A 14,737-nucleotide genomic window follows, 5' to 3' on the forward strand; every position below is an offset into this window, starting at 1 on the left:
CGGGCAGTTCGTCCGGCGGCATGATGACCCAGCACCTGCTCGCCCTTCACCCGGACGTGTTCAAGGCGGGGGCCTCCTTCATGGGCGTGCCCTTCAACTGCTTCGCCGGCGCCTCCGACTACCCGCCCGGAAGCAGCAGGTGCACCGGCGGCAGCATGGACCGCACCCCCCAGCAGTGGGGCGACGCGGTCCGGCAGGCGTACCCGGGCTATTCCGGCCCCCGCCCGCGCGTGCAGCTGTGGCACGGCACCGGCGACACCCTCGTGCCCTACTCGCTGCTGCGCGAGTCGATCGAGCAGTGGACCGACGTGTTCGGCCTGAGCCAGCCCCCGACCGCCACCGACACCCCGCAAGCAGGCTGGAACCGCAGCCGGTACGCGAACGCGTCCGGGACCGCGCAGGTGGAGGCGTACAGCATCCAGGGCGCCGGGCACGTCCTCCCGCAGAGCGGCATGGCCCGCTACGCCATCGACTTCTTCGGCCTGACCACCAGCCAGACCGACACCACCCCGCCGACCGCCCCTGCCGGGCTCACCGCCTCGGGCACCACCGCGACCGGCACCACCCTGACCTGGACGGCCTCCACCGACGACACCGGCGTAACCGGCTACGACATCCTGCGCGCCGCCGGCACGACGGGCGGAACGTTCACTCAGGCCGGCACCTCGCCCACACCCTCATTCACCGACACCGGCCTGACCGCGAACACCACCTACCGCTACCAGGTCCGGGCACGCGACGCCGCCGGCAACGTCTCACCGGTCTCCGGCACCATCCAGGTCACCACGCAGCCAGGCAGCACGACCGGCGCCTGTTCGGCCACCGCGACCGTACAGACCCAGTGGGGCAACGGGTACGTGATCCAGCCGCTGACCATCACGAACACCGGCACCTCGACGATCACCACCTGGACCGTCACCTTCACCCTGCCGGCCGGCCACACCCTGACCGGCTCGTGGAACGCCACCATCACCACCAGCGGCCAGACCATCACGGCCAGAAGCGCCGCCCATAACGGCACCCTCGCTGCTGGAGCCTCCACCAGCTTCGGCTTCCAGGCGAGCAGGCCCAACGGCAACACCGCCCTGCCGTCCGGCTACACCTGCGCCTGACCCGCACTCCCTCGATCACGGCCCGTCATCGCCGGCGGGACCGGGCCGTGGTCAAGGGATCCGTATCGGCTCAAGTGCCGTTCTCAAGATCTTGCAGTGCGTTCAGATGCGCAGTGGGCGCGGCTGGAACCGCTGCTGCCCGCACCCGAACGACCAGGTCACCCGTCGAGAACCCGAGATGACCATCGCACTGCCGCGGAGCTTCTACCGGTGGGGCCAGTACAGCCGCGTCCCGGCGGGATCCGAGGGTGTCGTCCGGTGCAGTGCGGGGTCGGCGAGCTGGGCGCGGACGTGGCCGGCGTCCGGGTGGGCGAGCTCGTCGAGCAGGACGAGGGCCTGCCGCCAGGTGTCGCGGGCGGTGTCGTGATCGCCGCCGACGTGGTGGGCGTTGCCGAGCCGGATCAGCGCCTCGACCTCGCCGATGCGGTCACCCAGGGTCAGGTACAGGTCGAGCGCCTGCCGGTGGCAGCGGAGGGCGTGGTCGTACTGGCCGAGGTGATGGTGGGCGTAGCCGAGGCCGTCGAGGGACGCGGCCTGGCCGTTGAGGTCGCCGAGCTCCTGGAACAGGGTGCGGGCGCGGCGGCAGTACACGAGCGCCCGGTCGTGCCGGCCGAGCAGGGCGTGGCAGTAGCCGACCCCGTTGAGGGCCTTGGCGTGCCCGGGGCGGTGGCCGGCGGCCCGGAACAGGTCGAGCGCCTGCTCGGCGTGGTGGAGGGCGTCCGCGTAGCGGCCTTGCCGGGACAGGGCCCAGGTGAGCTCGTGATGGGCGTGCGCCTGGCCAGGCCGATCGGCGAGGCCGACGGCCAGGTCGAGGGCCTGCGCGGCGTGGCCGTGGGCGCGGTCGAAGCGGGCGAGCAGGGTGAAGGCGCGGCCGAGGTGGCGATGGGCGTGGGCCTGTCCGCGAGGGTCGGCCAGGCGGCGCGAGGCGTCCAGGGCGGCCTGCTCGGCGGTGACCCAGTCGAGCAGCAGGCCGCGCCAGCGCAGGAAGGCGCTCAGCGCCCAGGCCAGGTGCCGCACCTCCTCGTCGTGTCCCTGGGCGGCGGCCTCCTGTACGGCGGCGAGCAGCGCGGGATGCTCGGCGGTGAACCAGGCCAGCGCCTGCTCGGCCCCGTCGATCGCCTCGGCGCTCACCCCTGGTGCGGGTGGAGGGAGTGCGATCGGGCGGCGGCGCGGGGCCAGCAGCAGCGTGGCGGCGTGCGCGGTGTGCAGGTAGTGGTCGAGTGACCGGCGCGAGGCCTGCCGCCGGTCGTCCTCGGTGTCGAGGGCGTGGACGAGCTCGGCCGCGTAGGCGCGGAGCAGGTCGTGCAGGGCGTACCGGCCGGGCTGGTGCTCGGCGACCAGGTGCGCGCCGGCCAGCTCGGCCAGCAGCGGCCGGGCCTCGGGCACGGCCACGCCGGCCAGACTGGCCGCGGCGGGCAGGGCGATGTCCGGGCCGGGGAGCACCCCCAGCAACCGGAACAACCGCGCGGCCGCCGGGCTCAGCGCCTGGTAGGACCAGGAGAACACGGCACGCGGGTCGGTGGCCGGGTCCTGGCCGGCCAGGGCGTCGAGCCGGTTGCGCGCGTCGCGCAGTTCGCCGGCCGGCGCGCTGAGGGGGAACTCCGGGTGGGTGGCGGCTCGGGCGGCCACGATGGCGAGGGCGAGGGGCAGCCCCGCGCACCGGGCGATGATCTCAGCCACCGCGTCGGGCTCGGCTGCTGCCCGCGCCGGGCCGACGCGGTGGACCAGCAGCTCGCGCGCCTCGGCGGCGGGCAGCGGATCCAGCCGCAGCGGATGGGCGCCTTCCGCGGCGACCAGGCCGGACAGCTGGCTGCGGCTGGTCACCACCACCAGGCAGCCTGGCGTGCCGGGCAGCAGCGGGCGGACCTGCTCGGCGTCGCGGGCGTTGTCCAGCACCACCAGCATCCGCCGCTCCGCCAGCAGGCTGCGGTACAGGCCGGCCTGCCCGTCCGGGTCGGGCGGGACCCGATCCGGCGGCACCCCCAGCGCGTCCAGGAATCCGGCCAGCGCCTCCGCCGTGCCCAGGTGGGAACCGCTCGGATCGAAGCCCCTCAGGTTGACGTACAACTGCCCGTCACCGAATCGGTGGCGCACCCGATGCGCCCAATGCAGGGCCAGTGCGGTCTTGCCCACCCCTGCGACACCGGCGATCACCGAGACCTGGATCCGGCCCTGATCGTCGGATCCCAGCATGGCGTCCAGCCGCTTGAGGTATCCGGTGCGGCCGGCGAACGCCGGCACCTGCGCCGGGAGCTGCGCGGGCTGCGGACGTGACGACATCTCATGGTGTACGGGCCTGCGCACGGCCAGAACCGGCGCGTCGGCTGCGAGAGTGACCGCTTCTCCGCGGAGGATGGCCGTGTGCAGTGCACGCAGCTCGGGGCCGGGCTGGGCGCCGAGCTCGTCGTCGATGCGCCGGCACGCCCTTGAGTAGACCTCCAGGGCTTCGGCATCACGGCCGGCCAGGCTCAGCGCCTGGATCAGCCGGGCCGCCAAGGACTCCGCCAGCGGGTAGTGGACGATCAGCTCTTCGAGGCGTTCGATCACCGGCGCGTGCCGGCCCAGGGCCAGCTCGGCCTCGGCCCAGTCGGTCAACGCGCCCAGCCGCTGCTGCCGGAGCCCCTCGCGGACCCGCGCCGCCCACTCCCCTGCCATGCCGTCCAGCGGGGATGCCCGCCAGAGGCCGACGGCCTCACCCAGCAGGGCAGCGCGCTCCGGCCGGTGGCGGCGAGGGGCGCGGGCCTGCTCGACCAGCCGGCGAAACCGGTGCAGGTCGATGCGATCGAGGTCCATGGTCAGCTGGTAGCCGTCCGCCCGGCGTTCCAGCGCGGTCTGTCCATGGTCGAGATGCCGTGCCTGCTCCAGCACGCGGCGGGAGCGTGCGACATAGGTGTGCAGCACCTTGCGGGGTTCGCGCGGTGGGGCGTCGTCCCATATCCGGTCGATGAGTGTCTCTGTGGGCACCGGGTGCCCGGCGTCGACGGCCAAGGACGCGAACAGGACTCGTTGCTTGGCCGGCCCGAGATCGAGACTGCGGCCCCCAGCCACCAACTCGAACGCGCCCAGCAGCCGAAACTCCACTGTGCATCCCCCATCGGCGCGAGACCCGGCCAAAGCCATCGAACCATAATTACCGATGGCCATTCAAGAAAGGCGAAAGATTTCTGAAGGCGATCCCCTTTACCTTTGTCACGTCCTCGATCGTCTACCCGGGAGGTGATTGGTGTTCTCAAACGCGGGAGAAACTCCGATGAACCTCGGAGAAAAGCGGCCCCGCCCACGACGTCCGCGGTCACTCCATCCAGATGAAGGAAGTGAATCGGCATGCACAAAGTGGTGAAGTCCTGCTCCACGGTGCTCGTGCTCCTGGCGGCGGCCACGGGAACGCTCATCGCCGCTCCCGCCACGGCCGGCGCCGAGACCCTCTGCCAGGGTTTCACGACGAGCACCTCGTTCCAGACGCGATGCGAGAGCGACTGGGTCTGGGAAGGGTTCTACTATCGCGCCTGGATCAGGTGCATCGACAGCGGCGGGCTCGTCGGCGCCAAGCTCGTCGGCCCGACCCGCCATTCGTTCAGCAACCCGGCCTGGTCCGGGGTGGAGTGCCCCGCGGGCCAGCGCCGTTACCAGTCGGGGCGCGACCAGAGCTGATCAGCGACGTACGGGCTGACCGGCAAGAGGCTTTATGAGAGGAGCTTTCTTGAAGAGTCACGCAGCGAAGCTGTCGGTTTTCTTCACTACTGCCGCCACCGCATTCGTCCTTCTGGGATCGAGCCCCGCGCAGGCTGCGCCGACGAACTGCCGCTTCGACTTCTACAACACCAATCTATCGAGCTACGCGACGTGCAGCTCAGGTAGCGGACAGTTCCGGGCCAAATTGCGGTGCGACATCCCCTGGCGGCCGGACATGACTGTGTACGGCAACTGGCTGAGTGTCACTTCCCCGCCCAGCAACAGTATCGCCACCTGCCCGTCGAACGCACGGCGTGGCTTCGATCCGGGCATCGAAACGCGGTAACAGACCTCCGGCAGATGCTCCGACCTGGCCGAGGTCAGGCCGGAGCGTATCCATCCCCGGTACGGCAGCCGCCTCTTGTCAGTCGAGCCGGGTGCATGCGGTGATCAGGCGGGCCCGCTGGTGATGGCGGCCTTGAACAGACGGCGACCGTCCCGGATCGGCGGCGATCAGTTCAGCCGCTTGGCCCACAGGTCGTTGTATCCCCGCAGCGTGATGACCAGGTAGACGGCGATCTGGCCGATGACGTTCGCCGCCGTGTACAAGGTCGGCGCGGCGTCGGTGTGGAACTGCAGCCCGGTCACCGGGACCCAGGGGTAGGTCTGGTAGTCGCCCGTCAGAGTGGCATGCCACACGAGCCCGTCGCTGCCGCGCGCGGCGAGCTGCACGATCGAGTAGTTGTCGGGGTCCGAGGCCGCCGCGATCCGCAGCGCCGTCCGCATGTTCCCGATCGCCCGCCAGCCGTTGTAGGAGTTGTTCAGCGGGTTCCACACCTGCCGGTAGACGCGGTTGTCGGTGCCGCGGTGCAGCAGCATGATCTGCGCGTTGGGGTAGTCGTAGCGTACGGCCGTGGGCGGCGACTCCGACCGGCCCATCCCGGCGACCTCCTGGCCCGTGAAGTGCCACCTGTCCTCGTACTGGGCGTGGTAGATGCGATAGTCGGTGCCGGTGTAGTAGACGTGCAGCGCCTGGCCCAGTTCCACGGCCGACGGGGAGCCCAGCGAGGCGGCGCCCGGAATGCCGGTCCACGGGCTCCAGGTGTTGTTGCCGGCGTCGGTGAGCCTGGCGTAGTAGAGCCTGTTGTCCGAGTTGCCGCGGATGAACACCCACAGGATGCCGCGATAGACGACCGCCGTGGGCGCGAACGGGGTTCGCCATGCCCCGGGTATCGGCACGAAGTCGCGCATCTGGTCGGACCAGTAGAGCCTGCCGTCGGTCCCCCGGATGATCCTGATGGTGTGCCCCGGCACCGACACCACGGCCGGGGTGTTCGGGGTGACGCCTTCGCCGAACTTGGCGTAGTCGCCCTCCACCGCGTGCGCCGGCGAGGCGATGACCATGGATACCAGTAAGGTCAGGGCCGCTGCGATCGCGACCCGGATTCTCCTGCGCAAGACCGTCCTCTTTTCCCCGGTTGTCGGCGAAGGGCAGCGTAGGCGGGACCAAGTGAACAAAGAGTGACGGTGGCGCATGGTGGCGCATGGGGCGTTTCACTTCTTCCTGATTTGAGCCGTACGACGCTGCATGGTTCGTCTAACCTCCACAGCTATGGATCTTCGAGGTAAGACCGTCGTCGTGGCCGGCAGGTTCCGTACCGAGTCCGCCGCGAAGCTGAGGATGCGGCTTCAGGGGGCCGGGGCGAACGTCGTGGACGAGGTGTCGCGTTCCGTGGACCTCGTGTTCGACGGGTACGACGGCGGTTACCCGAATGAGCGCGTTGCCGCGGCGGAGCGGCTGGGCGTGCCGGTGTTGCCGGTGGAGGAACTGCTGGCTTCGCGGACCAGGCGTACGGGGTCCGGGGACTTTCCCGGCCATGCCGACCTGGAGATGGTGCAGGACGATCCCGCGGCCCTGCTCCAGTTGCTGGAGGAGGCCGACTGGTCGGCGTTCGAGCCGGAGCGGGACCTGCTCACGCTGCGCGCCCTCCTGGCCGGCGTTGAGGAGCGGCACGGCGTCACCGGTGCGCACCGGCTGGCCACCGAGCGCCTGCGCGAGCACGGGGCGCGGCTGCGTCACCCGTACACCATGTTCGGAGGCGACTTTCAGGACTACGCGCTCAGCCCGTGTGGCCGCTACCTCGCCACGGGCCGGGGCCTCACGAAGGACGACTACGACGGAACCGGCCCCTTGCAGGTATGGGAGATGGCCACGGGACGCCTCGTCAACACGATCGACGTCATGTACGGCGTCGGCTGGCCCGGCCGCCGCGACACCGTGCAGTGGTCCGCGGACGGCACCCGGGTCGCGCTGGCGTTCTGCACGAACAACGTCGGAGTGTGGGACCCGTTCGGCGCGCGTACCAATCCGTACGGGAGCGCGGACGTGACGGACGGGTACGACGCCGCGGCGATCTTCACCCTGGCCCCCGACGGCCGCCGGGCCTACATCTCGATGAGCAGCGAGCACGAGATGATGGGCTGCGTCGCGGCCCTGGACGAGGGCAAGGTCTTCTACAACGACTACCGCCACCACAACGCGGGCCCGGAGCCGGCCATGCTGACCGAACCGCTGCCGGAGGAGGCGAAAGAGCTGCTCAAGAACGACTACTTCGCCTTCCGCCGGGTGCGCTGGTCCCGCGACGGCGGGCGGCTGCTCGGGGACGACGACACGTGGGCCGCCGTCGTCGATCTCCCGGGCGGGCGGATGCGCTGGCTGGCGCTGACCGCGGGCCCGGTCGCGTGGAGCCCGGACGACCGGTACGCCGCGGCGCTGACGCCGGGCCGCCCGCGCCGGCTGACCGTCTTCGACGGCAGCACTGGGCAGCCGGTGGGCGACCCCGTGGCCCAGGCCGAGGGGTCACTGCACTGGGGCATGCGCGGGTCCGAGGCCCGGCTGGCGGTCGTGGTGGAGGACGGCGGCGGTGTCGACGTTCACGACGCGCACGGGCGCCACCGGTACCACCTGCCCATCGCCACCGCCAAGCGCATCGGCCAGCACTTCTACGACGGCCAGGCACGCCCCTGGGCCTGGGAGAGCACCGGGGACTTCGCCGCGTGCCTGACCGCGGACGGGCGGGCGGAGGTGTGGTCGCTGGGAGACGAACCGGCCCGGGTCGGATCGATCGAGGCGCCGGACGGGACGCAGGCGGTGCTGTGGGGCGCGGACGGGGTGCTCGCGCTCATCGGCGCGCGGACGCTCCGCTTCGTCGGCGCCTTCACCGGTGCCGTGCTGGGCGACTTCGTCTTCGGCCGGCACTTCGACAGTGAACGGAGTCCGCTCGACGACGAGCACGCGACCCTGCACGGGATGTTCCGGTCCGACGCCTTCCCTCTGACGGACTCCTCGTGGTGCGCCATCGCCGACCCCGCCGTCGGTCCCGCCGCGGCCCTGGTGGTCGCCGACGAGGACCGCATGGACTCCCCGGACGACCTCGACGCCGTCCTGGCCTGGACCGTCGGCCGCCGCTTCTCCTGGCCTGTCCGATGGGGCCGTCTTGACGTCGTCGCGAGCGTCGAGGCGGCGTCCGCTCTCCTTCGTCTGGGCTGAAGGGCTCGCATCAGCGCCCGGCCCTGAGCGGGCCGATGCCGCGCGCGGCGAGCTTGTGAGTGAGCCCTGCCCTGGCTCACCCGCGTTCGGCCAGCACCTGCCGATACACCCCCTCGTACGCGCCCGCCATCGCCGAGACGCCGAAGTACTGCTCCACGTGCCTGCGGCAGGCGAGCGGGTTGAGCCGCCCGGCGGCCTGGATGGCTCCGGGCAGCTCGGCGACCGTCTGGACGACGAAGCCCGTGCGGCCGTCCACCACGATCTCGGGCACGGCGCCCATGCCGAGCGCGACGACGGGCGTGCCGCAGGCCATCGCCTCGATCACGACCATGCCGAACGGCTCCTCCCACTGCACGGGGAAGACCAGGCAGCGGGCGGCGGCGAGCAGCTCGCGCTTGCGGGCGGCGTCGGCCTCGCCTACGTAGACGGCGTCCTCGCCGAGCTTCGGCTTGACCTGCTCCTCGAAGCAGACGTGCTCGGAGGGCTCGGCGAGCTTGCCGGCCAGCACGATGCGCCGCCCGGCTGCGCGCGCGGCGTCGATGGCCAGGTGCGCGCCCTTGCAGGCGTCGAACCTGCCCAGCCAGAGCACCCAGTCCTCCTTGTGGTCCCGGTAGGGGAAGGAGGCGGCGTCGAGCGCGTTGTGCACGGTGCCGGCCCAGTTGAGGTCGGGCGCCTGCTTGCGCTGCGACTCGGAGATGGCCACCAGGGAGATGTCCTCGCCCAGCTTCCGGTAGTAGTCTCCCAGCTCACCGTGGGTGGGGCCGTGGCAGGTGACGACCGTCGGCTGGGCGCGTCCGGCGGCGGTCAGCGGGCCCGCCAGGGAGTGGTCGTGCACGATGTCGGCCTCCAGGCCGGCGAGCAGGCACCAGGCGCGGGCGGCGTGCAGCACCTCGGGGAGCGACTGGCCGATCCGCTCGACGGGCGCGTGGCCATAGGTGCTCATGAAGGCCGCCGCCGCCTCCGTGGCGGTGCCCGCGCCGATCAGCGTCACTTCGTGGCCGCGCCGGTCGAGGCCGTCGATGAGGCCGGCGACCATCTCCTCGATCCCGCCGTACGCGCGTGGCGGGATGGTTCCCCAGGGCGGGGCGACCATCACGACGCGCAGGCCGCTCGTGGTGTCCGTGCTCATGGCGCCGTCAGCCCTTCCGTCCGCCCGGTGAAGTCGGAGCGGCAGGCGCCGTCCACCGGCGGGCGCGGCTCGGTGAGCAGCTCGACGCGCTCCGGCAGCCCCGACACCAGCGGTGGGCTGCCGTCGTCGCGGACCCTGATGGTGACCCGGCCGCCGGCCACGGGCAGGTCGACGATCGTGAGCTCGCCGAACCCCGCGGGGAGCGCGGGCGCGACCCAGAACTTGCCGTACGGCTCCCACACGTCCAGCCGCAGCAGCGTGCGCAGCAGGTGGATCGGGGCCGCGGCCGCCCACGCCTGCGGCGAGCAGGAGGTCGGGTACGGGATGGGCCGCGGGAACTCGCTCTCGTCGAAGCCGCAGAACAGCTCGGGCAGCCGCCAGCCGAACCCCCGCGCGGCCCGCAGCAGCCCCACCGCGATCCGCTGGGCCTCCTCCATGAAGCCGTAGCGCATCAGCCCGGCGGCGACGATCGCGTTGTCGTGCGGCCAGATCGAGCCGTTGTGGTAGCTCATCGGGTTGTAGGCGCCCATGGAGGAGGCCAGGGTGCGCACCCCGTAACCGGTGAACATCTCCGGCGACAGCAGGTGCGCCGCGACCCTGGACGCCTTGTCCTCCGCCACGATGCCGCTCCACAGGCAGTGGCCCATGTTCGTGCCGAGGCCGTCGATGGGCCGGCCCTCGCCGTCCAGCCCCATCGCGTAGTAGCCGTGTTCCGGCAGCCAGAAGCGCTCGTCGAACGTCTGCCGCAACTCGCCGGCCCGGCGCACGCAATGTCGTTCGGTCTGGTCGTCGCCGCGCTCGTGCGCCAGGTGGGCGCGGGCCAGGTAGGCGGCGTAGGCGTAGCCCTGGGCCTCGGCCAGGGCGATCGGCGGCTGGGCGATGGCGCCGTCGCGGAAGTTGACGCCGTCCCATGAGTCCTTCCAGCCCTGGTTGAACAACCCACGCTCGGTCTTCCGCCGGTACCAGAGCAGGCCGTCGGGCCCGCCGTACTCCTCCATCCAGGTCACGGCGGCGTCGGCGTGCGGCAGCAGTTCCTCGATCGCCTCGTCGTGCAGGCCCCAGCGGCGCAGCTCGCCGAGCAGCATGACGAAGAGCGGGGTCGCGTCCACCGAGCCGTAGTAAGCCTGGCCGCCGTAGGGGGAGGCGCCGTCATGCGGGCCGTAGCGCAGCTCGTGCATGATCTTCCCGGGCTCCTCCTCGGAGAGCGGGTCGGTCTTCGTGCCCTGCAGCCGGGCCAGGCGGCGCAGCGTGCCGAGCGCCATCGACTGGTCCAGCGGCAGCGCCATCCACGAGGTCAGCAGCGAGTCGCGGCCGAACAGCGTCATGAACCAGGGCGCGCCGGCGGCGATGGCGGGCGGCTCGTCCGGATGCTCCCTGTCGAACAGCCGCAGGCTGCCGAGGTCCTCGCGCGACTGCCGCAGGACGTGGACGACGTCGGGGTTCGTGCTCTTCAACCCGGGGCTGTTACGCGTCCAGTCGGCGAGGCGCCGGGCCGGTTCCGCGTGTTCGATGGAGTGCTCGGCCGGAAACCACGCCGACGACTCCACGCCCTCCACGATGGGGTTGACCACGACCGTCGCCCGCCACTCGGCGCGCGGCCCGATCACCAGGTTGAAGGTGAGCAGGCCGGGCGTGACCACCACGGGCGTGCCGGCCAGCTCGACGCCGATCCTGGCCCCGCGCGAGCGGGACTCCGAGAACACGGTCAGCTCCGACTCCCCCGGCCGCATCTCCACGTCGCCGGCCTGCTGGATCCGCTCGGCCTTCACCTCGAACAGGTCGGCCACGTCCGAGGCGACGTGGACGCTCACCACGCAGCCGGCCGGCTCCCTCGACATGTTGCGCAGCACCAGGTCCTCGCGGAGCCCGCCGCCCACGTACCGTTCGCGCACGACCAGCAGCGTGCTCTCCACCCCGTTCGACCGCGGCGCGGCCTTGCCCACGAACGTGGCGTGGTACGGCGCGGAGGAGACCATCTCCAGCGGTTCCACCGGACGGTCGTCGATCCGCAACACCCACCCCGACAGCAGCCGGGTGTCGGCGTGGTAGACCCCCAGCGCGCCGCCCGGCACGATGTCGCCGCCGCGCTGGCACAGGCAGAACGAACCGCCCTCGACCAGCGTGACCGTCTCCCCCAGTGCCCCCGGCTGCCCCTCGAAGGTCCATCCGTTCATGGACATGCCCCCTCGCTGTTCCCCCACCCCTCACTGCCCCCGAGACCAGCCCTAATACGACGCTAAGGTCATTAGCAGGGCAAATGCCACGCAACCGGGCGCGTCGGCCTCGCATCGCCGCGACCACCCCAGGCCGGGCCTCGGCGCGAGCACCGGCACCCGCCCGAACCCCGGTGGCGCGGCTCCTGTGAAGGTGTACGTCCGGGACGGTGACCCGGCACGGAGGAACAGCGTCGCCCGGGTTCGCGGGAAGTCCTGCCGGCGGGCCGGTGCGCCGTCAGGCCTGCGCGAGGAATGCCACGGAGACGGCGATGAGGTCCGCCATGTCGTCGTGGCCCGTGAACGTGTGCCCGGCCCCCTCGACCGGCAGGAACGTCGAGCTCGCGCCCGCCGCCAGCAGCAGCTTGTGCAACGTCTCGCTCTGGCTGTGCGGAAGCTGCTCGTCGGCGGTGCCGTGAATGAGCAGGAAGGGTGGCGCGCCGGCCCGGACGTGGCTGACGGGGCTGGCCTGCGCGGCGAGTGCGGGCGACTCGGCGGGCGGCCCGCCGATCAGTCTCGCCATCGGCGTTTCGGGGTTGTGCGGGTCGAGGACGCTGAGGTCGGTGAGCGGGTACCAGGCGACCACGGCGGAGATCGCGCCGTCGGTGAGCCCGGCCAGCGCCGCGAGGTGGCCGCCCGCGGACTCACCCCACAGGCCGATGCGGCCGGCATCCAGATCGAAGTCCCCGGCGGAGGCTCGCAGGTAGGTCAATGCCGCCCTGACGTCGTCGAGCTGGGCGGGGAACAGCGCCTCGCCCGAGAGCCTGTAGTCGATGGTGGCCACCGCGATCTCCGCCTCGATGAGCGCGTCGAACACCGAATCCGGTGGCACGGTCTCGGGGAGGAACCTCCGGTCGCCGAAGAGGAAGGCGCCGCCGTGGATCCACACCACCAGCGGAAACGGTCCCTCACCGGAGGGCACGCGAAGGTCCAGCAACAGCGGTCGGAAACCGGGGATCTGCGCGTAGCTGACACCTTTGTAGTCGTTCATAGGCAGCGATCCTAGGCCGGAGCCCCGAGAGGGGCCGTCGATCACCGACGACGTCGGCACCCCCGACGGCCTACGCGCGGCTGTCCTGCTTGGCGTCGGCGTCCGTGATCTTGAGCTTTCGTACGGCGGGAGCCAGCACGAAGGGCAGGTGGGCCGCCGCGGTGCCGAGGCAGGCGATCCACAGGAGCTGGTGAACGGTGACGACCTCGCCCAGCAGCCCGCCGACGACACCGCCGAGCGGCAGCGAACCCCACATGAGGAAGCGGAGGCAGGCGTTCATCCTGCCGCGCAGGGCCTCAGGGCAGATCGCCTGGCGGTAACTGCCCTGGGCGACGTTGTGCATGACCGCGACCAGGAAGATGAGCCCCATGCCGATCGGGTACAGGGCGAGCCGCCAGCCGGGTCCGGTGAAGGCGACGAGCACGAAGAGCGGCAGCATGAGGGCGGCTGCGCCGTACATCGTGGGGCCGTGACCGAAGCGGTCGATCACGCGTGACGCGAGCAGCGCGCCGAGCAGGCCGCCCGCCCCCGCGCCCGAGATCATCAGGCCGTAGCCCGCCGCGCTCACGCCCAGCTCGTCGACCAGGTACAACGGCCGGACGATGGCCCAGATGCCGTTGAAGAACATGTTCATGGCGCCGGCGAGGCCGATCAGCCGCAGGATGGGGTGGCCGAGCACGTAGCGCAGGCCCTCCATCAGGCTCACGCGCCCCCCGGAGGGGGTCTCCTCGGCCTTGACGGTCGCCAGCAGGGTGGCGGAGATCAGGTAACTGACCGCGTCGACCACGATGGCGATGGGCGCCGTGAGCACCTGCACGAGCCAGCCGCCGAATCCCGGGCCGAAGAGCACGGAGAGGCTGCGCACGGACTCCAGGGTTCCCATGCCCTTGGGCAGTTGCTCCTTGGTCACGATGGAGGGCAGGAAGCTCAGGTGGGCGACGTCGAAGAAGGCCGTGCCGATGCTGACGATCACGGCGACCGCGTAGAGCTGCGCCAGCGTGAGCGCGTCGAACAGCGCGGCGATCGGGACGGAGGCCAGGGACACCGCGCGCAGCAGGTCGGCCGTCACCAGGATGGGCTTCCTGCGCAACCGGTCCACCCACACGCCGGCGGGCAGCCCGAACAGGAGGAAGCCGATCATCTCGGCCGCGCCGAGCAGCCCGAGCTCCAGCGGGCCCGCGTCGAGCACCAGCAACGCGACCAGCGGGAGGGCCACGCGCGTGACCTGGGTGCCGAACTGGCTGAAGCCGTCGGCGGCGACGTAACGACGGAAGGCGGGGGGCATCTGATCCACTTTAGGAGTCTTGGCGATCACGGGCTGGTGGAATCGAAGGGGCCGCCGGGCGTGCGGAGGCGTTCGGCCCCGGCACGCCCGGCCACCACCACCCGGCCGTCAGCGACAGCACAGGTCAGAAGCCCGGGGCTCGGTCTGGTCCTGGCCGGCGTGATGCGGGCAGGTGCCGGCGGAGGCGGGCGGGTGGTGAACGGCCGCCGTGTCGGACTGCCCGGGCAGCCGGACGTCGAGCAGCCCCCGTCCCGCGACGGGAGGGCCGGCACTCCCCTGGCGAGCTGGCGGGCGGACCGCACGCTCAACCTCGTGCGCGCCGCCACCGTCGGCTCCACCGCCGCCTTGACCGGCGGCCTGGCGGGCGGGCTGGCCGCCGGTCTCACCGACACCCCCGCCTTCGGGCTGGCCGTCGGAACGTCCTACGCGCTCACCTTCGGCGTCACCGCCGGGCTCGCGGCCGGGCGGCACCACGCCTGGATGGCCTACCTGATCGCCACCACCCGCCTCGCGCTGGCCGGTCACCTTCCCCGCGCGCTGATGTCCTTCCTCGATGACGCCCACCGGCTCGGGCTGCTGCGCGCGGTGGGCCCGATCTACCAGTTCCGGCACGCCGAACTGCAAGACCATCTCGCCGGTGACACCGCTTTCCGTGATCCTCGCTGACAGGCCGGGCGCCCACCGCCTCGTGACGAAAAGGGTCCAAAGGGTGTCGAGCCCTCCGTTGTCGATCACACTGGTCGCATGATCGACATCTGCTCACCGGCTCGGAGGTCGCTCGCCCC

Annotated in this window: 11 protein-coding genes; 5 read left to right on the top strand and 6 right to left on the bottom strand. The window is 71.6% G+C overall.

Annotated features, from left to right (window positions below; genetic code table 11):
• A partial coding sequence (locus ABD331_RS50615) for a cellulose binding domain-containing protein (protein WP_344492917.1) occupies positions 1-1,112 on the top strand: 1,112 nt, incomplete at its 5' end.
• Positions 1,113-1,316: 204 nt separating this feature from the next.
• Here the strand turns inward: ABD331_RS50615 and ABD331_RS50620 are convergent.
• Entirely contained in the window at positions 1,317-4,193 is a 2,877-nt protein-coding gene (locus tag ABD331_RS50620) for an AfsR/SARP family transcriptional regulator (protein ID WP_344492919.1), read from the bottom strand.
• Positions 4,194-4,436: 243 nt separating this feature from the next.
• Between ABD331_RS50620 and ABD331_RS50625 the strand changes: the two genes are divergently transcribed.
• Together ABD331_RS50625 and ABD331_RS50630 are read left to right on the top strand one after the other, a co-directional pair.
• Positions 4,437-4,763 carry a hypothetical protein gene (locus ABD331_RS50625; protein ID WP_344492921.1) on the top strand — a complete coding sequence of 109 codons (327 nt, stop codon included), beginning with the start codon at positions 4,437-4,439 and terminating at the stop codon, positions 4,761-4,763.
• Positions 4,764-4,812: 49 nt separating this feature from the next.
• Positions 4,813-5,130 carry a hypothetical protein gene (locus ABD331_RS50630; protein WP_344492923.1) on the top strand — a complete coding sequence of 106 codons (318 nt, stop codon included), beginning with the start codon at positions 4,813-4,815 and terminating at the stop codon, positions 5,128-5,130.
• A gap of 167 nt (positions 5,131-5,297) precedes the next feature.
• Here the strand turns inward: ABD331_RS50630 and ABD331_RS50635 are convergent, their stop codons facing one another.
• Entirely contained in the window at positions 5,298-6,188 is an 891-nt protein-coding gene (locus ABD331_RS50635; protein WP_344492925.1) for a DUF8189 domain-containing protein, read from the bottom strand.
• 208 nt (positions 6,189-6,396) lie between these two features.
• Between ABD331_RS50635 and ABD331_RS50640 the strand changes: the two genes are divergently transcribed.
• Positions 6,397-8,334 carry a WD40 repeat domain-containing protein gene (locus ABD331_RS50640; RefSeq protein ID WP_344492927.1) on the top strand — a complete coding sequence of 646 codons (1,938 nt, stop codon included), beginning with the start codon at positions 6,397-6,399 and terminating at the stop codon, positions 8,332-8,334.
• A 76-nt stretch (positions 8,335-8,410) separates the two neighbouring features.
• Here the strand turns inward: ABD331_RS50640 and ABD331_RS50645 are convergent, their stop codons facing one another.
• The 4 genes from ABD331_RS50645 to ABD331_RS50660 form a co-directional block, all read right to left on the bottom strand.
• The gene (locus ABD331_RS50645) at positions 8,411-9,463 is read right to left on the bottom strand and encodes a glycosyltransferase family 4 protein (RefSeq protein ID WP_344492929.1); all 1,053 of its coding nucleotides are present in this window, start codon (positions 9,461-9,463) and stop codon (positions 8,411-8,413) included.
• Positions 9,460-11,637, bottom strand: coding sequence for an amylo-alpha-1,6-glucosidase (locus tag ABD331_RS50650; RefSeq protein ID WP_344492931.1), 2,178 nt, complete (start codon positions 11,635-11,637; stop codon positions 9,460-9,462). The genes ABD331_RS50645 and ABD331_RS50650 overlap by 4 nt, the downstream gene beginning before the upstream one ends.
• A gap of 277 nt (positions 11,638-11,914) precedes the next feature.
• Positions 11,915-12,667 carry an alpha/beta hydrolase fold domain-containing protein gene (locus ABD331_RS50655; RefSeq protein ID WP_344492933.1) on the bottom strand — a complete coding sequence of 251 codons (753 nt, stop codon included), beginning with the start codon at positions 12,665-12,667 and terminating at the stop codon, positions 11,915-11,917.
• Between the two features lie 70 nt (positions 12,668-12,737).
• Positions 12,738-13,952: an MFS transporter gene (locus ABD331_RS50660; RefSeq protein WP_344492935.1), complete on the bottom strand. Its 1,215-nt coding sequence runs from the start codon at positions 13,950-13,952 to the stop codon at positions 12,738-12,740.
• Between the two features lie 60 nt (positions 13,953-14,012).
• On the opposite strand from ABD331_RS50660, the gene ABD331_RS50665 reads away from it, so the two are divergent.
• On the top strand, positions 14,013-14,618 hold the full coding sequence (locus tag ABD331_RS50665; RefSeq protein WP_344492937.1) for a hypothetical protein: 606 nt from the start codon (positions 14,013-14,015) through the stop codon (positions 14,616-14,618).
• Positions 14,619-14,737 lie beyond the last annotated feature (119 nt).

Source organism: Nonomuraea monospora (genome assembly GCF_039531895.1).
Lineage (GTDB): Bacteria > Actinomycetota > Actinomycetes > Streptosporangiales > Streptosporangiaceae > Nonomuraea > Nonomuraea monospora.